This window comes from Amycolatopsis vastitatis, assembly GCF_002234595.1.
Lineage (GTDB): Bacteria > Actinomycetota > Actinomycetes > Mycobacteriales > Pseudonocardiaceae > Amycolatopsis > Amycolatopsis vastitatis.
Map to the genome: position 1 here is coordinate 254,229 of NZ_NMUL01000039.1, position 23,240 is coordinate 277,468.

The 23,240-nt window shown below is 68.9% G+C and carries 9 protein-coding genes; all 9 read right to left on the reverse strand.

What is annotated here, in order from left to right:
* Positions 1-17 precede the first annotated feature (17 nt).
* Genes CF165_RS34045 through CF165_RS34085 form a run of 9 tightly spaced genes read right to left on the reverse strand, consistent with a single transcriptional unit; the run spans position 18 to position 22,796 of the window.
* Positions 18-5,135, reverse strand: coding sequence for an SDR family oxidoreductase (locus tag CF165_RS34045; protein WP_093951682.1), 5,118 nt, complete (start codon positions 5,133-5,135; stop codon positions 18-20).
* Positions 5,132-6,361 carry an acyltransferase domain-containing protein gene (locus CF165_RS34050; RefSeq protein WP_093951683.1) on the reverse strand — a complete coding sequence of 410 codons (1,230 nt, stop codon included), beginning with the start codon at positions 6,359-6,361 and terminating at the stop codon, positions 5,132-5,134. Before CF165_RS34050 ends, CF165_RS34045 begins: the two co-directional genes overlap by 4 nt.
* A 50-nt stretch (positions 6,362-6,411) precedes the next feature.
* The gene (locus CF165_RS34055) at positions 6,412-7,800 is read right to left on the reverse strand and encodes a condensation domain-containing protein (protein WP_158226867.1); all 1,389 of its coding nucleotides are present in this window, start codon (positions 7,798-7,800) and stop codon (positions 6,412-6,414) included.
* A gap of 34 nt (positions 7,801-7,834) precedes the next feature.
* Positions 7,835-8,575 carry an SDR family NAD(P)-dependent oxidoreductase gene (locus tag CF165_RS34060; RefSeq protein ID WP_093951685.1) on the reverse strand — a complete coding sequence of 247 codons (741 nt, stop codon included), beginning with the start codon at positions 8,573-8,575 and terminating at the stop codon, positions 7,835-7,837.
* A 13-nt stretch (positions 8,576-8,588) separates the two neighbouring features.
* Entirely contained in the window at positions 8,589-9,617 is a 1,029-nt protein-coding gene (gene gntD, locus CF165_RS34065) for a guanitoxin biosynthesis L-enduracididine beta-hydroxylase GntD (RefSeq protein WP_093951686.1), read from the reverse strand.
* Complete coding sequence (locus CF165_RS34070; RefSeq protein WP_093951714.1) at positions 9,617-9,823, reverse strand: MbtH family protein; 207 nt, start codon at positions 9,821-9,823, stop codon at positions 9,617-9,619. Before CF165_RS34070 ends, gntD begins: the two co-directional genes overlap by 1 nt.
* 24 nt (positions 9,824-9,847) lie before the next feature.
* Positions 9,848-14,620 (reverse strand): non-ribosomal peptide synthetase, encoded by a 4,773-nt coding sequence (locus tag CF165_RS34075; protein ID WP_093951687.1) that lies wholly within the window; start codon positions 14,618-14,620, stop codon positions 9,848-9,850.
* Complete coding sequence (locus CF165_RS34080) at positions 14,617-20,976, reverse strand: non-ribosomal peptide synthetase (protein WP_143268722.1); 6,360 nt, start codon at positions 20,974-20,976, stop codon at positions 14,617-14,619. The genes CF165_RS34075 and CF165_RS34080 overlap by 4 nt, the downstream gene beginning before the upstream one ends.
* Entirely contained in the window at positions 20,973-22,796 is a 1,824-nt protein-coding gene (locus CF165_RS34085; protein WP_158226868.1) for a non-ribosomal peptide synthetase, read from the reverse strand. The genes CF165_RS34080 and CF165_RS34085 overlap by 4 nt, the downstream gene beginning before the upstream one ends.
* Positions 22,797-23,240: the final 444 nt, after the last annotated feature.

Consider the following 23,240-nt stretch of genomic DNA (forward strand, 5'->3'; position numbering starts at 1 on the left):
ACGCACGCCGGAGTGGATCACCGCACCATCATTCCCGTTTGCCGGTCAAGTTTGACAGACCCCTTCGAAACGGATGAAAGTCCGCGGAAGCGCGCCAAAACGGTCCCATTCGGCAACGTTGCCACACCTTCGTCAAACCCGCTGTCGACAGCTGGACAATACCGCAACGCGACGTCGCCACCGCATCGGTTGCTCCAGTCCCGGTCGTTTCCCGCGGCGTGAATGTCGATCAGGGAAATGGCGGTCGGCACGACAGCCGTGATTGTTTCCGAATCCTGACCCTCAAGCACGGAGGTGCGCAACAATGCGTCCAGCGCAACGCTCGGCACGGTGAAGTCGTCCAGCCGCGTTGCGTGACGGGACATGCCGAACAGTGCCGAACCGCCGTGCTCGTGCAACCTGGCGTCGCGCAGGCCACCGAAAACTCCCTGCAGGTGAAGGGATCCACCGAGTTGATAGACATCCGGCACCGGGATTCCTGGTGGCCTCGCCACGGCAACCCGAGGGGCGGGTGCGTACTCCGCGGCAAGGTGCACGGTCATCCGCGCGTGTTCGCGAGCGGGCACGCGCCCTGGCGGCGCGCTGAGGCGCACGCGGACCACGTCGCCGTCCCGGGTGGCGGTGACCACGAGGTGACGCGGCCAGGACGCGCGAGGTGCGCGGATGAACGCCGACAGCACGACGTCGGAGAAGCGAACAGGCACCGACCCGGGAATGATGGCGGTCGCGGCTTCCGCGGCGATTTGCAGCATGACCGTGGCCGGAACGGTCGGACGCTCGTCAACCAGGTGGTCGAGCAGCCAAGGGTGCTCGACCACGTCGAGCACGCACCGCCAGGTGGTCGTGGCGCCGTCGGAGTCGGGTGGCGTGGTGAGGAACACCGGCGGTCGCGTGCTCGACCGGTGACGCAAACCTGGAGCGCGGCGGTGCAGCGTCGACCATTCCGCCTCGCCGAGCCAGGTCGTGGCGAGCGCTCCGCCGAGGTCGTGGCGCCCGGCCAGTTCGGCGCGGAACAACTCCGTCCCTTGCTCGTCGATGAGGGGCGTGAGGCCGGCTAGGCCCGAAGTGAACGACGACCCGGTGGCGTAGCCCGACGCAATACCCGATTCCACCCACAGCCCGGAGAGGATGGCCAGTTCGTCGCGCCCCGCTGCCCGGCTGGTGGCGGCCGACAGCATCAGGTACTCGTTGCCCGCCTGGTAGTCCCCTTCTCCCGGCATTCCGACGAACGCAACGACGGAACTCAGTCCGCACCACAGCGCCGGTGGCCGCGTGGCCAGTGCGGCGCGCAAGTTGTGGTCACCACGCACTTTCACGTCACGAACGAGCCGGTAGTCATCGAGGGTCTTCCGGGTGAGGGCGGTGCTGTGGAGCAGTCCGGCGCCGTGCACGACGACATCGACACGGCCCTCGGCGTCGACCACTTCTTCGACGACCGCCGCTACCTGGGCACCGTCACGCACGTCGCACCGGCGGTAGTGCACGCGGTCTTCGCCGAACCGCATGCGCAGGTCTCGGATAGTACGGGCGCGCTCGGCGGCGCGCATGGACTCGTTGAAGCGGCGGTCGAGGGAAGCCAGCTTCTCCCCGGGGTAGCGGGCCATCAGCTCACGAAGGGCGGCCGGCTTGTCCGGCAGGTCCACCAGAGCGCTCGGGTCCGGCTCCGGCGCCGTACCCAACAGCCAGACCCCTTGCGGGGAGCGGCCGGTGAGCAGCTCGCTCACCAGCCGAGCGGTGATTCCCCGCGCGCCGCCGGTGGCCAGCACCACCGGGTTCGCGACCACCCCGGACACAGTGTCTTCGGTGTCGGCCTCGGTCACCGGGCGCGGTACCGGTACCAGTTCGTAGCGGGCGCCGCCACGCAGATAGGTGACCGGAAGGTACCGGTGGTGCCCGCTTTCGGCGGCCAACGCGGCCAGCCCGGCCGGCAGGTCGGCAGAGTCGGTTATCACGGCGAAGGCCGCGCAGCCGGTCAGTTCCTGCTCGACGCTGCGCAGCAAACCCGTGCTGAGTCCGGTCTCCGGGCGCGGCACCTCGCCGTCGAAGCCGTCCAGCAGCAGCACGCCGAGGCTCCCGCCCGCGTCCAGCGGCCCGGCCATCGCCCGAATCACGGCGAAGGCCAGATCGTTGGCGGTGAGCGCTTCCTCGAACGCCCCGCCCGCGGTCAGCACGATCCGGACGTGCTGCGCCTCGCTCGCGCGCACGAGGGCGTCGACGTGCGCAACATCGGTGTCGAGCCCGAGCACGGTAGCGGACTTCCGATCGAACGCGTCCGCCTTGTCCGTGACGACGAGGCAGTCCGGCGGAATCGCCGGCATTGCCGGCTGCTCGGGCCGAGCTGGGGCCGGCCGCAGCTCGAGGGCGTGCCGAGTGAGCCCTTCCCGCAGGCTGGTGCTTCGGCCGTCCTGTTTCGCCACGGTGACGACGACGGCCGGGGTCCGGTCGTCCTGCTGGTTGGCGAGGACGCTCCGACCGGTGGTCGCGTGCAGTACCCGCAGCAGCTCGAACGCACCTTCCGCGCCGTGGTAGACGCGGTCCCCACCGATTGCTTCGTGGCCGGGGCTCGGCCGGCCGACACGGACGGCTGCCAGCTCGGGCAACCCGCGACTCGTCGCGATGCTGCGACGAGTCAGGACGACACCGGCGGCGCCCTCGGCCGACTCGCGGCCTGCTTCCGGTTCCGCTTGCTCGGCTGCCGCGGAAACACCGACGACGAAAGCGAGATCGGTTTCGCCGTCGCGCAACGACCGGATGGCCGCAACCAGTGCCGAGGTGAAGGAGTCCAGGCCTGCGTCGAGCGACATGTTCGGACCGTGCAGATCCAGCCGCTGGGCAATCCTGGCGGCGATGATGTTGGGCATCAGGCCGGTGTAGGAGTCCTCGGTCGCGGCGGGCACCGCGGTTCGGGCGGGCTCGGCGACCAGGTCATCGAACCGGTCGATGCCGCCGCGGGCCGCCAGGCCGGCGAGGTAGGCACGGGTGTCACGGCGCACCGCGGCCGTCGTCGGCCCGCTGTGCCCGACGAACACGGCGGTCCGCTCGGCCAGTCCGGTACCGCTGAACCAGCCGCCAGCCAGCGCGTCCGCGCACCGGACCGCGATCACCTGGCTGAGATCCATCGCGGCGATCGCCGACGGGGCGAGCCGCATGTCCACCGGAGACGGCAACGGGTAGTCCCCGGGAAATCTCGTGGGCCAGCTCGTGGGACCGCCGCGCAGCCACTCGCGTACTCGCTCGTCGTCGGGATCACCCGGCAGGTGCGCGGCCCACCCGGCGACGACGACGGGGTCTTCGGTGACTTCGGCGGCGTCGTTTCGAGCGTCGGGCGGCGTGTCCGGGACAGTGTCGCTGATCAGCAGGTGCCCGTTGGTCCCGCCGAAGCCCATGGCCGAGATGGCGACCGTGCGCGGGCGGTCCCCGGCCGGCCACGGGATGTTCCGGGTGGGAACGGTGATGGACACGTCGCGGCCGAGCCCGGCCGGCAGGTCGCTGAAGTGTCGTTGCGCGGGGATGCTCTCGTGGCGAAGTGCCAGTAGTGCGTGCACGGTGGAGACCGCGCCCGCGGCCCACCCGGGATGGCCGACCACGGACTTGTTGGACGACACCGTCCAGCTGGCGCCTGCGCCGGCCAGCTCGCCGAGCACGGAAAGTTCCGTCCGATCGCCGGTGGGTGTGCCCGTGGCGTGCGCGATGACCCAGTCGATATCGGCTGGAGCCACGCCCGCCGCGGCCCACGCCCGGCGCAGCGCAATCCGCTGACCCACCGGGTTCGGCGCGTAGATGGCCTTCCCTTTGCCGTCGGAAGAGCCACCGAAGCCGGTCACATAGCCGAGTACGGTGTCGCCGTCGGTACGCGCACGCGAAAGGGTTTTGAGCACGAGCACAGCCGCACTGTCGGTGAACAGCACCCCGTCGGCGCGGGAGTCGAGCGGCCGGACCTCGCCCGAGCGCGACAGGCCGCGCAGTTTCGAGAACAGCACAAGGTTCTGCACGCCCAGTGCGAAGGCGCCGCCACACACCGCGACGTCGGTCTCACCCGCCCGTAGTGCCCGCGCCCCGAAGTCGATGGTGTAGAGCGACGACGAACACGCGGCGTCCAACACGACGAGCTCGGTGCCGGCCGGCAGGTCCGCTGCCGCCCGCCGGGCGATGCGGTAGGGCAGCATCCGCTCGGGAGACTCGGTCGCCAGCGGGTACAGGTCGCGCAATCGCCGCTCGGTCGCCGCGTCGAACCGGTCGCCGAGCAGCCTGCGCACCTCCCGGACGACCAGGCTCTGTTCCAGGTGGTGGCTGCCACCGACGGTGAGGCCCACGGCGAACAGGTGCCGATCGGATGCCGACGTGTTCACCGTGGACATGGCCTGGGCAATGCTGCTCCGCAACCAGCGCTCGGTGAAGTCCTCGTCGGGATCGGGACTGCCGTGGGGCACCATGAAGCCTGACACCCGTGAGTAGGTGTGGTCGTCCTCGTCGGGATCCGCCGACCAGACGTGGTCGAGGTCGATGCGCGTTCCTGGCTCGCCGATCACGGTGCGGTCGCCGTGCAGCAGGTTCCAGAACTCGTCCGGGGAGGCCGCCCTGGGCAGCACGAGACCCATCCCGACCACCGCGACCACGTCCGAATCGAGGTCGCGCCGATGAACCTCCGGTTCGGCCGGCCCGGGGATGGTGCCGGCGGACGGGCCGATCAGTCCGGCGTCCACGGTGAGGCACTGGCCTCTGAGCGGGGCCGCGAGCGGGCCCGTCAAATACACCAGCGCCGCGGCCACCTCGGCACCGATCGCGCGGTCCTCCGGACCGACTACGGCGATCGCATTGACCCGGGTTTCGGCTGCCAGCTGCTCGACAGCGGCACGCACGGCGGCGGGACCACCGTGCGAAGCACCCTCCCCTGGAGCGCCGGCCCGCGTATCGGCGACGATCACCGCAACCGGGCTCTTGGCCACCGCCGCCGCGCGGCAGACCTCGGACATCGGATACGTGGCGGGGTCCGCGACGTGCACCGCCACGGCGTCGGCTGCGACGGGCGTCCCCGGTGCCACCGATGCGGCCTCGACGCCGGCCGCGGCGAGGGAACCGACGATCTCCCGCGCCAACGCTCCTGCCCCGACGACGACCTGCCCCGGCGTCGTCATCGCGTCACTTCCTCGGCGGTCAGGATGTCCGTGACCGTGCCCGCGAGCTCGGCCAGCGTGGCATGCGCGATCAGCCGCCCGTCGCCGGCGGAGGCGGGCAGCCCGAACTCCGCCCTTACCCGGCCCAGCATCTCGGCCTGCTTGAGCGAGTCGATGCCCAGGTCCGCCTCCAAATCGGCCTCAGGCTCGACTGCTTCGACGGGGTACTGCAGTACCGTCGCGTACAACAGGCGAAGCCGCTCGGCCACCTCCGCGACGCTCGATGCCGCAGCGGCCACGGGGAGGGGGGCGGCCACAGCGGCCGGAGTGTCCTTCGGTTCGGGTGTCCCGGCCGAAGCGACGACCCGGACCGAGGGCACGCAGGCTTCCACCAGCTTGCCGAGACCGCTGTGCCCGCACTCGATGACCATCCGCACCCCTTCGGCGTGCAGGGCTCGGATCGCGGCGAGGAAGTCCACCTGCGTGGTCAGGTGCCGGACCAGCAAAGCGCCCAGGTCGTCGGAGTCCTCGACGTATCCGCGCACCAGCGGGGAGTAGACCGGCAGCCGTAGCGGCCGTTGCCGGACACTCTTGACTTCCTCGGCGAACTGTTCGGCAGCCAACGCCATCCCCGGCGAGTGGTAGGCGTACGGCGCGGGCAGCCGAACCGCCCTCACCCCGAGCGCTCCGGCCACGCCGCGCACCACGTCGAGCGCGCTGTCCGGCCCCGCTACGACGGTGCGTGCCGGCGCGTTGAGCACTGCGACGCGCGCCCGCCGGTCACCCACGGCGGCGACGACGAACCCGGTTCGGTCGGCGGGCAGGTCCAACGAGAGCATCCCGCCCGGCTCGGTCGCGCGCTCGGCCAGCGCGACCGACCGGTGGCACACCAGCCGGAAACCGTCCACGAGGTCGAAGGCGCCCGCGACGGTGAGCGCGGCGAGTTCGCCCAGGCTGTGGCCGACCAGCACGTCCGCGGTTCTCTCGCGGGCCGCCAGGTAGTACTCGCCCACCGCAGCGGTGAACACCAGCAGCTGGAGAGTGAACGGGTCGGCTGTGGCCAGCTCCGCCGCGGCCGGGGTCGCGGGGTCGAGCAGATGGTGCCGAACGATGGGCCGGCCGAATTCGGCGGCCGTGGCGTCGGCCGTGTCGAGGAGCTGGTCGAGCTCGGCAGAACTGCGCTCGCCGGCGAACATCCCGGGGCGGAAGGCCCCCTGGCCCGCCAGCAAGACCGCCGTCTTGGACATGTCGGATCTCCCTTGTGGTCGAGTACGGGTCTCGGTGCCGCGCGGCGCGGTCACTCCTCCGGAGAAGCCGCGGACGGTGCCGGTGCCCGCGGCCCGGTTCCGGCTCGCTCATCGCCGCCCAAGAGCTCCAGTGACATCAGCGGCGAGCTTCCGGGCGCAGCCAGGAAGACCGCCAAGAACTCGCCGAAGCGAACTCGGTGCGCGTCCAGATCGGACCGGCCGATCGCGGTGCCGGAGCTGCTCAAGCCCAGCCTCAGTGGGCCGTCCTGCGTACCGCCGAAGAAGTCCATCGACAGATCGCGCACCGGTCCCGTCGACAGCTGGCACACCGAAGCAGTGCAGTCACCGAAGGTCAGCGCGATGTCGAACGAGACGAGATTGGCCACCACGGCGGGGTGTTCGACGTGTCCGTACCGGGCACGCAACACGCGGTGCACCTCCTCCCCGCGGTAGCGCTGGTGACGCAGTGCTTGCGCGATCGCCTGGTTCGTCTGGAGCACCAGCTCGGCCGTCGTGGCGGCCGCGGGTACCGACAACCGGAGCGGCAGCTCGTTGGCGAGCATGGCGGGCGTCGTCAGTGCCAGCCGCGTGGTCCGCGCGCGTACCGGAAATCCGAGCACCACGTCGTCCTGCCCGGTCAGCCGGTGCAGGTAGGTGGCGAGCGCGGCGATTCCCAGCACCGACCAGTGCACGTCGAGGACCGCTGCGGCCAGGTGCAGCTCCCGCATCGCGATCGCCACGTCTCCGGCCGTGCGCAGCACTCGCCGCCCTGGCTCCGGGGTGCCGCCGAGATCCATCCGTGCCGGCGGGTCGGCCATCCGGTCGAGCCAGTACGACCGATCACGGGCGAAGTCGGCTGAGCCGACGTAACGGCGTTCCTCACCGCTCAGCTCACGCAGCCGCCCGAACGAGCTCGGAGGCGGTTCGTTTCCGGTGACCAGCGCGGAGTACACCCGGGCGAGCCGGCGCCAATAGAGAACCTGGCCGTAACCATCGAGCAGGATGTGGTGGATGCGCAGGTAGAAGAGGTGGTGCTCGGGCGCGAGCCGGAACAACGTCATGCGGACGAGTGCGTCGATGCCGAGCCGCAGCGGCCTGTCCAAGTCCGCGGCCATTGCCGACCGGGCAGCGTCCTTGCCGTCGGGCACCGACGCGGCCCCGGTGAGGTCGACGAACTCCACGCCGGATCCGGCCGCCTCGGCGATGCCGGCGGCCGGCGCGCCGGAGACATCGGTGCGAGCCAGATCCGGGTGTACGCGCAGCGCCTCACACTCGACGTCCACGCGCTCGACCGCGCGGTCGAGCAAGTCCCGCCGCAACGGCCCGGACAGCTCGAGATACCCGCCGGAATTGAACTGCGGGCTTTCCGAATCGACCTCGTGGGCCACCCACACTTCCGCTTGGGCGGTAAGCAGCCTGAGGCTGTCTGTCGCGGTCATGCGCGGACCCCTTGCAGTTGCGTTCTGCGCGACATCAGTTCGGCTTCGCCAATGCTGTCGTCGTCGCTCCCGCGATCTCGCCTCCGTCGACGACGACCTCGTGCCCGGTGACGAACGCCGCATCAGGAGAAGCCAAGTAGAAGAAGGCGTTCGCGATCTCCTCGGGCGCGGCGTGCCTCCCCGCCGGAATACAACCGTTGACCGCCTCGAGCATGGAATCGGAATATTCTGCCCGTTGCATCGGTGTGAGCACGGCTCCCGGCGCCACACACGCCACCCGGATCAACGGCGCGAGTTCGAGGGCGAACGTTCGGCACAAGGCCCCGATTCCCGCCTTGGACGCATTGTAGTCGGCGTACAAGGGATAGCCGCGCAGCCCGTTCACCGACGAAGTAGCCAGCAGCACGCCCGGCCGTGCCGACGCGGACATCGCGCGAGCAGTATGGCGCCACAGAGCCAGGACCCCGAGGAGGTTAACTTCGAGCACCCGGCGAGCCTCTTCTTCACTGATTTCCAGTGCCGGGTGGCGGATGCTGATCCCGGCGTTCGCGACCACCACGTCGATGCCGCCATGTTCGGACTCGACCTTCGCCACCGCTGCGGCCACCGCGGCCCAGTCCGAAACGTCGACTTCTTCCCAGCTGATCGAGGACCCGACCGGGACAGCCGGTCTTGCCACGTCGAAGTTGATCACCCGATCGCCTGCCGCCGCGAAACGCGCCGCAGTCGCCTCTCCGATGCCACTGCTGGCACCCGACACAATCACCGTTCGCACGCACTTCTCCCGTTCAGTACAAAACGTATTCGCCGGCCGAACGCGATGACAGAACGGGCCGGCGGAGGTCCCGCCGGACCGTGAGCTTCTTCAGCCACCGGTCGGTTCCGTCGTAGCGGCTGACGAACGAGCGGCGTCCGTGCACGGCGACGTAGTTGTCCACGACCAGAAGCACTCCCGGAGCGACGACCACGTCCCGCTGGACCCGTTCGAGCTCTTCCATCAGATGCCCCAGCGCACGCGCCGCCGCCGGATCGTCGCCCGCACAGCGCATGAACGGGCGGTCCACCTTCAGATAGGGGTGCGCGGGATCGCCGAAGAGGACCGCGACCGGCTCGGGGACATCACGCATCCGCTTCATCACCCGCAACGCCGGATGAGCCGGGTTCCGGATCTCGAGCTGCCGGATGTGCTCGTCATCGGGAAGGATGTGGAAACGCGGGGCGGCCAGCACCTTTCGATCACGGGCACTGAGCCGGACATCGCGAACCGAAGCGACGACCGTCGGCACGCGGTCGTGGTTTCTCAGTCCGTAGAGCAGCAGGTAGTCGCAGCGGTCCGGGTGGAAGCCGTCCTCGGTGTGGAACTCGAGCAACGACGTGCTGCCGTGGCCGTTCTGCCGGTGCTCGTCGCCGCGCACGGGAAGGATGTCCTGCACCATCCGGCCCGACTGCAGCGTGGCCCACGTGAACGGTTCGCCGAGCGACAGCCCGCACAGCGCCAGGATGATCTCGTGCTCGAGCGTGCGGGAACTCCCGGCCGGCGTGCTCCAGTGGGCCGGGGTCGGGCCGATCGCATGATCGTCCACCGGCAGGCCGGTCACGAGAAACGCCCCAACGGACTCCGTACGACGGACCGACTCGAAGAACACCCGGAGGCCCGGGGGCAGCGCGACCAGTTCTTTCCAGTGTTCGCAGTAGAAGGCCGATGACGTCGGGTGCGCAACACTTTCGCGCAGGCTCTTGGCCAGCATCGAGATGGCGTGTGCCTCCGCCTCACTCAGCTGATACTCCGGGACAGCGCTGATCGCAGGCGCGCCCATCACCGGTCCTGCTTTGCGAGGTGGACAGGACGCAGGTCCGTCCAGTTCTGTTCGACGTAGTCGAGGCAGGATCGCCGATCGGCTTCTCCGTATACCTGGCGCCAGCCCGGTGGTACATCCGCGAAGGCGGGCCAGATCGAGTGCTGTCCTTCATCGTTTACCAAAACGAGAAACCGCCCTTGTTCATCATCGAACGGATTTTCCATGACTTTCTCCAAGCTCACGGTTGGCTAGCACTCGAAGTCTTCAGAAGACGGGTTCATTCGGCCAGGAAATCGACCGGCAACTTCACAGAAATCGATCACTCCCGCCAGCGTGCTGCGCTCGAACAGCTGCCGCACCGGGATTTCCACATCGGCTCCGTCCCGAAACGCGCCCGCCAGGCGGCCCAAGGCCAAGGAATCCGCACCCAACTCGAAGAAGTCCTCGTCGTCCCCGATCGAAGGAAGCCCGAGCACTTCAGCGGCGATCGGGCGAAGCCGACGCATGAGTTCCACCCCCGCCTCCGACGGCACCGAGGGCTGATGCCCGGACACACCCGGCCGATCGGGCATCGAGGCCGGCACCATCGGACATCCGGCGAGCTTTCCGCGCAACACTCGGTGAATCAGCGTGTTCGGATCACCTTCGAATGACTCGAACACGTGAACGAGCCACTCGATCCACGACCACACCGCAGATTCGTCGAACAACTCTTCCCGGTAGTCTATCTGCAGGAAGATGCGATCATCACACGCCGCCATGAGGCGCAACGGATAATGAAAGGCGTCGTGAGCGGCCATTTTCACGAACCCCACATCCAGCCCGATCTCGCCGAGCGGATTTCGTCCCGACTGCCCGTAGTCGCCGAACTTGTCGATGGGGTAGTTTTCGAATACGACAGTTGTGTCGAACAGGGCCGCCCGGCCCACCGCGCGATGAATCTCGGTGAGCCCCAGATGGTGCTGGGCCACCAGCGCCGACTGTTCGTCCTGCACCCGGGTCAACAGGTCGATCAGCCGCTCGTCCGGCCGGATCCGCACCCGCACTGGTACGGTATTGATCAACAGGCCGACGATCTCGGAGACGGCGGGCACTTCCGGCGAACGCCCGGATACCGTGGCCCCGAAGACCACGTCTTCGGTGTCCAGCAACCGAGCGAGCAGCAGCGACCAGGCCACCTGGGTCAAGGTGTTGACCGTGATCCCCCCGGCTCTCGCGGCCGCGGCGATCCGCCGAGAGGCTTCGACCGGTAACTGCGTCGAAATCCGAGCCGGCAGCACGGCGGTCGCCGCGGAACGGACGCCGGGAGCCACGAGCGCCGGGCTGTTCAGGCCGGCCAGCGCGCTCGCCCAGACAGCGACCGCCGACGACCGATCCTGTCTCGTCACCCACGCCAGGTAGTCGCCGTAGGAAGCGGGGCCGGGGAGCTCGTCTCCCTTGTAGAGGGCGAAAAGATCGCGCAACAACGTCGGGATGGACCACCCGTCGACGACGATGTGGTGCATGGTCAGTACGACCGTGGTTTTCCCGGAGCTTTCGCGGACGAGCATGAGCCTCGCCGGCGTCGGCGAGTTCAGGTCGAACGGTGTCAGCCGGTCACTCGCCAGCAGGGCCGGCAGATCGTCGGCGAGTTCGACCTCGCTCCAGACCGGATCCACCCCGCTCGGCAGGACCTGCACCGGCCGCCCGGACGGGAGACGGGGGAAGGCCGCCCGCAGGGCCCCGTGCCTGCGCACCAAGGCTCGCCACGCCGCGCGCAAGTCGGCCGCACGGACCTCTCCCGTCAGCGTGAGCGCGATTTGCACGACGTGCACGTCGACTTCGCCGGCGCTGCAGTCCGCGTGGAAGAGTAGGCCCTCCTGCAAAGGGGAGAGCGGCCAGACGGCCTCCCGTTCCGGGTACTGCCGGTCGAGGGTCTCGGCTTCCGCCGGTGCGAGCGCCATTGCCGCCGGGACGGGCTCCACATCCCGGGGACGGTCACCTGGACGAGCGTGTGCGATCAATTCCCGGACGGTGCGATATCGGAAGATGTCGTGCGTGGTCACCACAAAACCCGCTTCGCGTGCCTTTACTGCCAGGTGGATCGACGAGATCGAGTCGCCGCCGAGTTCGAAGAAGTCCTCGCCCGTCCCGACCTCCGCAACGCCGAGGACCTCTGCGAAGGCTGCGCTCAGCGCTCGCTCACCGGCGTCCTGCGGGCACCGCGGGGGCGGCCCGTCACGCTTCACAGGCTCCGGCAGAGCGCGCCGGTCCACCTTCCCGTTGGCGGTCACCGGTATGGAGCCAAGACCGACGAAAGCCGTGGGGACCAGGTAGGAAGGCAGCCGTGCCTCGAGGTAACCCCGGAGATCGGCCGAAGCCGCCTCCGCCGGAACCACGTAGGCCACCAGACGGTTCCCGCTCGTCGGCGCCTTACGCGCGACGACCAGTGCCCTGCGCACCGCCGGGTGGCCGGCCAGCACGGCGGAGACTTCGTCCGGTTCGACCCGGACGCCACGAATCTTCACCTGGTCGTCCACCCGCCCCTGGTATTCGAGTACCCCGTCCGGACCACGGCGTCCCAGGTCGCCGGTGCGATACATCCGGCCACCGGAGGCGCCGAACGGGCAGGCCACAAACCGATCCGCGGTCAAGTCCGGCCGGCCCGTGTAGCCGTGCGCCAGCCCTGCGCCGGCCAGGTACAGCTCGCCGGTTTCCCCGGCCGGAACCGGGTGCAGGTTGTGGTCCAGCACGTGAACCTGCGTGTTCCAAATCGGCAGTCCTATCGGGACACCGGTGCGCCGGTCGCTCGGATCATACTGCCAGGCAGTCACGTCGACGGCGGCCTCGGTCGGGCCGTACAGGTTGTGCGGGGCCACTCCCAGCACGGCGTGGGCGCGACCGGCCAGCTCCCGATCGAGCTGTTCACCGCTGCAAATGACACGGCGCAACCTGGTCCCTGTCGTTTCACGTGCCCGGATGAACGCATCCAGCATCGTCGGCACGAAATGAGCGGTGGTCACTTTCTCCCTCTCGATCAGCCGCGCCAGGTAAGCGGGATCGGTGTGCCCGCCCGGATCGGCCAGAACGACGGTGGCACCGGCCAGCAACGGCCAGAAGAGCTCCCACACGGACACGTCGAAGCCGACTGGTGTCTTGTGCAGTACCCGCTCGCCGGGCTCCAGCCCGAAGTGGTCCTGCATCCACAGCAACCTGTTGACGATCGCACTGTGGGGCACGACGACCCCTTTGGGTCGTCCGGTGGAACCCGACGTGTAGATGACGTAAGCAGCGTCCTCGGGCGCGGCGGCACCGAGCGTGAGCCGGCCGGGCTCGTCTTTCACCAGCTCCTCGTAGGTTCGTTCGGTCACGGTGACGGTCGCTCGGGCGTCGGCACACATGATCTCGGCCCGCTCCGCCGGGAGATCCGGATCGACGGGCAGGTACGCGGCGCCTGCCTTGTGCACGGCGTACAACGCGATCATCAGTTCCAGGGAGCGGGGCAGGGCAACCGCCACGACGTGTCCGGGTTCGACGCCGCGCAGCCGAAGGGTCCGGGCGAGCCGGGCTGCGCACCGGTCCAGCTCGCGGTAAGTCAACGTGCGCCCGTTGTGCACGACCGCGGTCGCTCCGGGCGTCCGGGCGGCCTGCTCCTCGAACAGTTCGGGCAGCGTCGTGCGCGGCACCGGACGAACGGCTGGACTGTCGGCTCCGGCGAACCGCGCGCCAGTACCGGCGGGCGCCCGCTCGAGCCGGCCGGCGACGCGATCCGGATCGTCCGCCACGGTTTCCATGACGCTCACCAGTTCCGCGGCGAGCCGGTCGACAGCGTCCCGGTCGATCAGGTCGGTCCGGAAGCTGAGGTGCAGCGACAACTGTTCTCCGGGGTGAACGGCAAGGCTGAGCGGGTAATGCATGACCCCGGACTCGCTGTCGTCAGGCAGCGCGGTGGCTCGGAGAGCATCGGAACCCTCCGGCTCTCCTGCCGGATGGCTCTCGAACACGATGACCGTGTCGAAAAGGTCCCCCAGTCCGACCGCCCGCTGAATGTCCGCCAGGCCGAGATGGTGGTGCGCGGTCAGGGCCGACTGCTGCTGCTGAATCCGGGCGAACATCCGCGCGAGCGGTTCTCCCGGATCGACGGTGACCCGGACGGGGACGGTGGTGACCAGCAGGCCGACCATGTCCTCGACTCCGGGTACCTCCGCCGGCCGGACCGATACGGTCGCCCCGAACACGACGTCACGCCTGCCGAGCCGGTTCGACAGCAACAGACCCCAAACGCCTTGCACGATCGTGTTCAGCGTCAGCCGCCGTGCCCGCGCCACCCGGTCGAGTGCGGCCGTCAGGCCGGCCGGCAAGTCGGTGACGATCCTCGACGGCAATGCGGCGGTCCGCTCGCCCGCGTCGGGGACAACCAGCGCCGGCTCGTCCAGCCCCGCCAGCGCCGACCGCCATGCCTCGGTGGCGTCGGTGCGGTTTTGCCGGCCGAGCCAGGCCAGGTAGGCGCTGTAGTTCGCCGGCGGCGCCAGCTCGACCCCCGAGTACGCACGCATGAGATCGCGCCACAACACGGACATGGACCAGCCGTCCACCAGGATGTGGTGGATCGACAGCACCAGAGCCGCACGTCGTCGCCCCAGCCGGACCAGGAGGAATCGCAGGGCGGGAGCGTTCCCGAGGTCGAACCGCCGGAGGCGGTCGCGATCGAGCAGATCGGTCAGCTCGCTTCGCTGCCGGGCGGCCGGAACGTGGGAGAGATCTGTCACTTCGAACGGCACGGTGACGGCGGCGGGCACGATCTGGACGATCCGTCCCGAGGACAAGCCGAGGAAACCCGCCCGCAACGCGGAATGGCGCTGCACCACGCGACCGCATGCGGCCCGGAGCTCCTGCTCCCGGATCGCTCCTTCCAGCATCAGTCCGGATTGGACGAGGTAGACATCAGGGCCCTGCGTGTCGTGCTGAGCGTGGAAGAAGAGTCCTTCCTGGAGGGACGACAAGGGCAGGACTTCTTCGGCAACAGGGTCGCGCACGTTCACTCGCTTTCCGCCGGGTCCGGAGTGGTGGCGTTACGCCAGGAGGTGACCTCGGCCAGTTCGTCGGCGTCCAGTTCGAGCAAGCCGTCCAGGTGCGGCTGCGAGTCGCCCGGATCCGGTCGCGTCACGTGCGTCGCCAGATCGGCGACGGTCGGGTGCGCGAACACCTGCTGCGCGGTGACCACGAGGTTCGCGGAACGAGCTCGCGCAGCCAGCCGGATCGCCGACACCGAGTGGCCGCCCAAGGCGAAGAAGTCATCGTCCGGCCCCACTTCCGGAACGCCGAGTACCTCGGAGAACAAGGTGGCTAGTAGCGCTTCCTCCGAGGTGGCCACCGGGCGCCGCCGCCCCCCGTCGGTTTCGAAGTGCGGTTGCCGGAGCGCACCCCGATCGAGCTTCCCGTTGGCGGTCAGCGGCAGGTCGGCCAGTCCGATGAAAGCCGTGGGGACCAGGTGCCGGGGCAGCACCTCCGACAAAGCCGCACGAAGGCGCGGCGGGTCGACGTCCGTACCCACCACGTACGCTGTCAGCGCAGGTTTTCCCCATCGGTCGTCGCGCACCACCACCGCCGCACGCCGCACGCCGGAAATGCCCGACAGAGCTTGCTCGACCGCGCCGGGTTCCACGCGGAACCCGTTGACCTTGACTTGGTCGTCGAGCCGGCCGAGGTACTCGAGAACCCCGGTTCGGGTCCGGCGGACGAGATCGCCGGTGCGGTAGATCCGTGCCCCGGCCGGGTCGAACGGGCAAGCCACGAAGCGCGCGGCGGTGCCGGCCGCCAGGCCGAGATAGCCGCGGGCCAGCCCCACTCCCCCAAGGTACAACTCGCCGGGCACACCGTCCGGCACCGGCCGCAGCTCCCGGTCGAGCACGAAGGCGGCTTTGCCCGTCACCGGATGCCCGATGGGAATCGAGCCGCGTTCGACATCGGCCGGGACGATGTCGTGGGCGGTGGAAAATCCCAGTGTCTCAACCGGACCGTAACCGTTCACGACTCGCAATCGCGGGCACCGGGCGAGCACGGTGGCGACGTGGCTTGCCGACGCGGCCTCACCGGCGGTCATGACCTGGGTCAGTCCGTCGAACACCTCCGGCCGTTCGTCCACGAGGAGGTTGAACAAGCTTGCCGACAGCTGCAAGGACGTCACCCCGTGTTCGGCCACGAGGTGCGCGACCGTGTCGAGGTCGATCTGCGCACCCGGGTACAGCACCGTCGTGCCACCGAAAAGCAGCGCGCCGAAGACCTCCAGCGCGAACGCGTCCCAGGAGACCGGTGACAGCTGGAGCCACACCTGGTCCGCGCCGAAACTCAGGTAGTCCTGGCCGAGGTAGGTGCCGGTCAGGGCACGGTGCGGGGCGAGGACGCATTTCGGCCGGCCGGTCGAACCGGAGGTGAACATCGCACAAGCCGGTGCATCCGGGTCCACCGAAACAGCGGGGCTCGAGGAGGATGTGGCGGGGAGCAGAGGTGCCTCGGCCATCAAGTCCAGAACTTCGACGCCGCGCCACTCGACTGTCCGGGCGCGCGCGGAAGTGGACAGCACCAAGCTCATTCCGGAGTCGCCGGCGACGGTGGCCACCCACTCCGGTGGAAACTCCACGTCCAGCAGCGCGTACGCCCGACCGGCCTTGAGTACGGCCAGCAGAGCCACGACCAATTCCGGCCCACGGTCCAGGTGGATGCCGATGACCGGGCCGGCGAGGGGCCGCGCGAGCAGGTGGCTGGCGAGGCGGTCGGCGCGGGAGGCCAGTTCGGCGTAGGTGAGCCGCTCGTCGCCGGCAATGACGGCGATCGCCTGGGGCGTGGCCCGAGCCCGGTCCTGGAACACTTCGTGCAGGCACTCGCCGGGCGACCGGCCGACGGCGGCCTTGGCGATCCGCCCTCGTTCCTCCGGCAGGAGGACGTCCACCTCCCGGAGCGGAATGGCGGGGGCGTCGGCGACCGTCCGCAGCACTTGACCGAGGCGGTCCACCATGGCCTTCGCAGTCGCCCGATCGAACAGGTCGACGGCGTAGACGAGGGCGAGCTCCAGTTCGTCACCGGACACGACACCGAACTCGAAGGTCAGGTCGAACCGAGCTGCCACGTGCGCCGGAGGCTCTTCCTCGACCGCCAAACCGGTCAGCTCCAGAGCGGGCGCTCCGGTGTCGCGCGCGACCAGTACCACCTGGAACAGAGGATGGACCGACGGCAGCCGGACCGGGTCGATCGCTCCCACGACTTCGTCGAACGCGACATCGGCGTTCGCGAACGCCTCGAGATCCGCTTCACGAACTCTGGTGAGTAGTTCCGCGAAAGTGATTTCGCCCGAAACGTCCGTGCGTAGCACCATCGTGTTCGCGAAGAAGCCGATCATCCCGTCCAACGCGGGGTCGGTCCTGGCCGCGCTCGGGGTCCCGACAGCAATGTCGGAGCCGGCACCGAGGCGAGACAGCACCAGGCTCAGCGCTGCCTGGACCACCATGAACAGCGTGACGTTGTGTTGCCGAGCGAGGTCCCGCAACGCGTGGTGCGACGACGTGCCCAAAACAGCGCGCACATGGTCACCGTCGTGGTTTCGGCGAGCCGGCCGCGGCCTGTCCGTCGGCAGGTTCGTGACGGTGGCCAGCCCGGCGAGGGCAGCGCACCAATAGCGCAGTTGTTGCGTACGCAGGGTGCCGGAGTCACGCGGAGTGCTCAGGAACTCTTCGAGCCACAGCGTGTAATCGGCGTATTGAACCGGCAGCGGAGACCACGCCGGCGCGGTTGCCGCCACCCGCGCTTCATAGGCCGCTGCGAGATCAAGGGCGAATGGGCCGGCCGACCATCCGTCTGTTGCGCTGTGGTGGATCACCACGGACAGAACATGGTCCTGCTCGCCGACGCTGTAGAGCCGAACCCGGATCGGCAGTTCCCCGGAAAGGTCGAAGGGGGCGCGTTCGGCCTCGGCGATGCGGCTTCGCCGCTCTTTCTCGTCAACGCACTCCAGGAACTCGACCCTGGGAAGCCGGTCCAGGATCTGCTGACGCGGCTCGCCGTTCGTAGCCGGGAACACCGTACGCAGGACCTCGTGCCGAAGTGCCACGTCACCGATCGCCGAGGCCAGAGCGACGCGATCGATGCCACCGCGAAGGCGCCACGTCGAGGGAACGTTGTACGGGGCACTGGTACCGTCGATCTGCGCCAGCCCCCAGAGTCTCCGTTGCGGACCGGACAGCGGCAGCTCGGCCGGACGCCGGCGGGGCGCTATGCGCGGCGGCGCCACCCGCCCGGCCCGGCCGTCCAGCAGTAGAGCGAGCCCGGCCGCGGTGGGGTGGTCAAAAACATCCCGGACGCTGACCTCGGTTCGCAGTGCCGATCGCAGCCGTCCGACGAGCTTCGTGACCAGCAGTGAATGTCCGCCCAGGCGGAAGAAATCGTCGTCCGGATCGATCGCTGCAACGTCGAGCGCCGCCGCGAACGCCTCCGCGACGACTGCCTCCAGTGGCGTCCTGGCGGCTCGGGCCGCCTCGGACGTCCACTTCGGCGCCGGCAACGCGCGCCGGTCCAACTTGCCCGATGTCGTCGTCGGGAGCACGTCCAACGGCACGACCACCGCGGGCACCAGGTATGCCGGCAGGACCGAACTCACCTCGGTGCGCACACCGTGTGGGTCGACCGAGCTCCCCGGAGCGGGCACGACGTACGCAACGAGCTGGGGCTCACCGAACTGATCGGCGCGGACGACGACGGCCGCCTGCGCCACTTCCGGCAGCGCCGTGATCACCAGCTCGGCCTGACGGGGCTCCACCCGGAACCCGCGGATCTTGACCTGGTCGTCGGCGCGACCGACAAAGCACAGCTCGCCACCGGATTCCCGGCGCACGAGGTCGCCGGTGCGATACATCCGCTCGCCGTTGCCGGCGATACAAGCCACAAATCGTTCGGCGGTCGCACTCGGACGCCCGGCATAACCCCTGGCCACGCCTTCTCCGGAAATGTACAGCTCACCGACCACTCCCTCGGCCACCGGCCGGAGAAAGGTGTCGAGGACGTGGATCCGGTTGTTGTCCGCGGGTTCACCGATGCTGGGCCGCTCGACATCGTCGATCCGGCAGTACAGCGGGTCAATGGTGCATTCGGTCGGTCCGTACATGTTATAGGCCGACACGTCGGCGCGTCGCAACCGCAACCACAACTCCGGTGAGATCGGCTCCCCGCCCAAAGCCAGCACCCGCAGCCCAGGTTCTTCGAGCAGGCCTCCGCTCAGCAGCAGTTCCACGTGGCTGGGCGTGGTATCCACGACATCGAGGGCGTGCTGATGCACGTAGGCGACCAGTGCCTCGGTGTCCTTGCGCACGGTGTCGTCGAGGAGGTGCAGCTCGTGCCCGGCGACCATCCAGAACAATGATGACCAGAACCCGTCGAACGTCATCGCGTGGGTCAAGGCGACTCGGAGACGGGTGTTTCCCGTTGCCTCTTTCGCGTAGTAGTGCCGTTCGTGACTGTGGAACATGTTGCTCAGGCTGTGCTGCTCGACCAGAACGATCTTCGGTTGCCCCGTGGACCCGGAGGTCGGAATGGCATACGCGAGCGCACGCCCGACGCAGTGCGGCGGCAACGCGGCGTCGCTCCCCGCACCATCCCCGTCCACACCGGATATCCATCGGCCGCCGGGTATCCCGGGCAACGCCCCGGTCAGATCCGCGGTTGTCAGCCCGACAACCGGATCGGTCCGGGCGAGAACCCCGGCGATCCAACCGCCCGGCTGGTCGGGATCGATCGGCAGGTACGCCGCTCCGGACCGGAGGACCGCCAGCACGGCGACGAGAGCATCGGCCGAGCGCGGCACCGCGACAGCCACGAACCGGTCCGGCGCGGCACCGTGCCGACGTAGTTCGCGAGCCAGCCGCTCGACACGCACACCCAGTTCACCGAAGGTGATGCGGCGGCCGTCCGCCACCATCGCGATGGCATCGGGAGTTCGCTCGACCTGTCCGCTGAAGACGTCGACGAGCGATGACGGCGACGGCGAAACCGGCGGCAAGGTACCGGTCGAGCCGACCTCGTCCTGTTCGGGCAGCGCGGGCAGCCGACCGAGCGGCAGGTTCGGGTCGCGCAGGATCCGCCGCAACGTCTCGAGGTAGAGATCCAGCCAGATCGACGCGGTTCTTCCCGAAATGACGTCCGGCCGGTACCCCAGTTCGAAACGCAGGGACGGACCCGGGAAGACGACGAAGTTCAACGGATAGTGCGTGGCTTCCGGATCCGCGTCGTCGTCCAGCAATCTCACCGCCAGACCTGGCACGATACTCGCCAGGTCCGCGGCATCATGGGGAATGTTCTCGTATACGAAGGCGGTGTCGAAAAGCGGCCCTTCGAAACCAGCCGCACGTTGGACATCGGGAAGGCCGAGGTGATGGTGTTCGAACAGGCCGGCCTGTTCGAACTGCAGGCGTGCGAAGAACTCGGCGGCCGACTCCGCCGGATTCAGGCGAGCACGCATCGGCACGGTGTTCATCACGATCCCGACCAGGCGTTCGATACCGGCCACTTCCGCGTTCCTACCGGTGACCTGAATGCCCGAGACGACATCGCGAACACCCGTCATGGCGCTGAGCACCAACGCCCACACCCCTTGCAGGATCGTGCTCGGGGTGAGGTTCCGGCTGCGGGCGACGTCGCCGAGGAGCACGACTTCGGCTTCGGGCAGCACCGCGGTCAGACGGCGAGGTGCAGCGGGAACACCGAGGCCGGCGCCCGGTGCGGCAAGGGTGGGACCAGCCAGGTCGGAAAGCGCGGCCCGCCAGGCATTCCCGGCGGCGACATCGTCGCGAGCGTCGAGCCAGCGTTGATAGCCGACGTAGGGTGTCACCGGCGGGAGCGCCGACGGATCGGCGCCGTGAGCGTACAGCTCGAGCAGTTCTCCGAGCACCAGCGGCACCGACCAGCCGTCGAGGATCGTATGGTGCGCCGTTATCGCGAGTACTGCCCTTTCCGGTGCCGACCGGATCAAGGCGAAGCGCACTAGCGGCGGGCGGGTCATGGCGAAGCGCCGCGCCCGCTCGTCGGCCAGGACGTCGTCTTCGCGGGACTGTTGTTCCCCGGCGCCCGCTGCGGTCAGGTCGTACTCGCGCCACGGGATCGCAACCTCTTTGGCGACAACTCTCACCGGCTCACCCGTCCGGCGGTGGACGAACGCCGAGCGCAATGCGGCGTGGCGCCCGATCAGGACTTCGCACGATTCGCGCAGCAAGCTCACGTCCAAAGGACCGGTGAGCTCCAACGCGAATTGGACAATGTAGACGTCCGTGCTGTTCTCGTCGTAAAGGCTGTGGAAGAGCATTCCCGCTTGAAGAGGTACGAGCGGGTGAACTTCCGCGACCTCGGGCCGGCTCACGCGTCACTCCCCAGTTCCGACTGCACCATCGCCAGTTCGTCATCATCGAGGGGCACGGGCTCGAGTTCGGGAACCGCCGTTGTCTCGAGGGGCCGGACCGGCCGCGCTGCCTTTGCGAGTTCCGAGATGGTGCCCCAGGCGAACACGTCACGCAAGGTGATGCCCCAGCCGGCGCCGGCCGCGCGGGCGACCAGCCGCAGCGCCGAGATGGAATCACCCCCCAGCTCGAAAAAGCCTTGATCGACCGGCGCTTCAGCAATGCCGAGCACGCTGATGACCAGGCCGGCGAACAGCTCCTCGCGCCGGGTGCCGGGTGTCGTCCCGCTTCCACGAGCGCGTCCTGGCACCGGCGGATCCGGCAACGCGCGGCGGTCGAGCTTGCCGTTGGCCGTGACCGGGAACGACACCATCGGCAGCACTGTTTCCGGGACCAGGTAGTCGGGCAGGTGTGCGCCGAGTCGCGCCCGCAGTTCGGCCGGTTCCGGAGCGCATCCCTCGGCTGGAACCACATACGCCGCGAGTGTCCGTTGCCCGGTGCCGCTTTCGCGGACGGTGACGGCTGCGCGAGCCACGTCGGGAAATCGCAGCAATGCCGCTTCGACCTCGCCCGGCTCGACCCGGAAACCGCGGATCTTGACCTGGTCGTCCGCACGCCCGGCGAAGTGCAGCACGGCATCCGCGCCAACGCGGACGAGGTCGCCGGAGCGGTACATCCGGCTGCCTTCGCCGTTGAACGGATCGGCGACGAACCGTTCCGCGGTCATCGCGGGCTGCCCTTCGTACCCGCGCGCGACTCCCGCGCCGCCGATGTAGAGTTCGCCGATCTGCCCCTGCGGTACCGGCCACAGGTTGTCGTCCAGCACGTAGGCTCGAACACCGAGCAGTGGCCGCCCAATCGGCACATCCGAAGTGAAGCCGACCGGATCGTCGACGGCGTGGCTGGTCGCGAACACCGTGGTCTCCGTGGGGCCATAACCGTTGACCACCGATATTCCTGGACCCGCCGCCTGGACACGACGTACTGCGTCCACGGGAACGACGTCGCCTCCGGTCCAAACCTCTCGTAGCCCCCGCAGGGCCTTCGGGTGCTCGGCGGCGACCGCCGCGAAGACGCCCGCCGTGAGCCAGATTCTGGTGAGCTGCAGCCCCGTGACGAGTCGCGACAACGTGGCGATATCCAGCTCCGGCTCCGGCCATAGCACGACCTGTCCGCCGTTGAGCAACGTCACCCACAGCTCGAAGACGCTGGCGTCGAACGCTTCTGCGGAGTGGAGCAGCACACGAAGCTTCTCTTCCGCACCGAAGCACGGGTCCGCCGCGAGGTCGACCACATTGCGGTGGCTGATGCCGATCACCTTCGGACGGCCGCTCGATCCCGAGGTCCGCATGAGGTAGGCCAGTGCGTCCGGCGGCACGCGTCCCACATCCACCGGCACGCCGCCGGCCTCATCGGCTCTCGCATCGACGATCGGCAACCCGAGCGCAGCGTCCGCGTCCGACGGCGCTCCGTCGCTGAGCAGAATCCGCACGCCCGCATCGCGGAGGAACTCGGCACGCGCGGCCGGGGACAGCCGGGGATCGATCGGGACGTAGGCTTCGCCCATCTTGAGCACGGCCAAAAGGGCGACCACGTGATACACCGAACGCCGATGCAGGACTCCGACTGGTCCCGTTCGCTCGAAGCGGAGCAGCCGGGCCGCGAGCCGGTCCGCGGCGGCGTCCAGCTCGGCATAGCTCAGCTCGTGGTCACCGCACGCCACGGCGATCGCGCCCGGCGTGCGATTGGTTCGCGCTCGCAGTGCTTCATGAATCGTGCTCATGAGCCGGTTCAGCCTCCTGCTGTGACCGTGGGGCCGCAAAGCGGCTCCGGACCTTCCACGGTTCCAGCGACCGGGCCGGCGTTCGAGGACACATGCCCGGCAACTGGCACGAGGGCAGCGGCAACCTCGACCCGAGCTTGTTGCCTGGGATGTTGCCTGGCCGATGACGATCGAATCCCGCGAACGTCGGTGCGGACCGGAACCCCCGGCCGCGATCCAGGAGGCCGCGATGGACCGATGCATCATCTCCGGCGACGGCATGCTGCTGGATTGGAACGAGAGCCCCTCGGCCCACCGCCCGAGGCGGTCGCTCGCGCCGTCGACGCCGTCCAGCGGTTGCACCGTTGCCCCCGCGGTCTTCTCGCCGAAGTCGGCGCGCCGGCGGCCGAACACTCCGGCGTCGGTCAGGACGAGCTCGTCCTGACCGCGGGGTGGACGAGGCCG

What these genes read in the sequence shown, in the direction of transcription:
- gntD (WP_093951686.1), bottom strand. Translation starts at nt 9,617, where the DNA reads ATGGGCGCGCCTGCGATCAGCGCTGTCCCGGAGTATCAGCTGAGTGAG.
- CF165_RS34045 (WP_093951682.1), bottom strand. Translation starts at nt 5,135, where the DNA reads ATGACGACGCCGGGGCAGGTCGTCGTCGGGGCAGGAGCGTTGGCGCGG.
- CF165_RS34050 (WP_093951683.1), bottom strand. Translation starts at nt 6,361, where the DNA reads ATGTCCAAGACGGCGGTCTTGCTGGCGGGCCAGGGGGCCTTCCGCCCC.
- CF165_RS34055 (WP_158226867.1), bottom strand. Translation starts at nt 7,800, where the DNA reads ATGACCGCGACAGACAGCCTCAGGCTGCTTACCGCCCAAGCGGAAGTG.
- CF165_RS34085 (WP_158226868.1), bottom strand. Translation starts at nt 22,796, where the DNA reads ATGAGCACGATTCATGAAGCACTGCGAGCGCGAACCAATCGCACGCCG.
- CF165_RS34070 (WP_093951714.1), bottom strand. Translation starts at nt 9,823, where the DNA reads ATGGAAAATCCGTTCGATGATGAACAAGGGCGGTTTCTCGTTTTGGTA.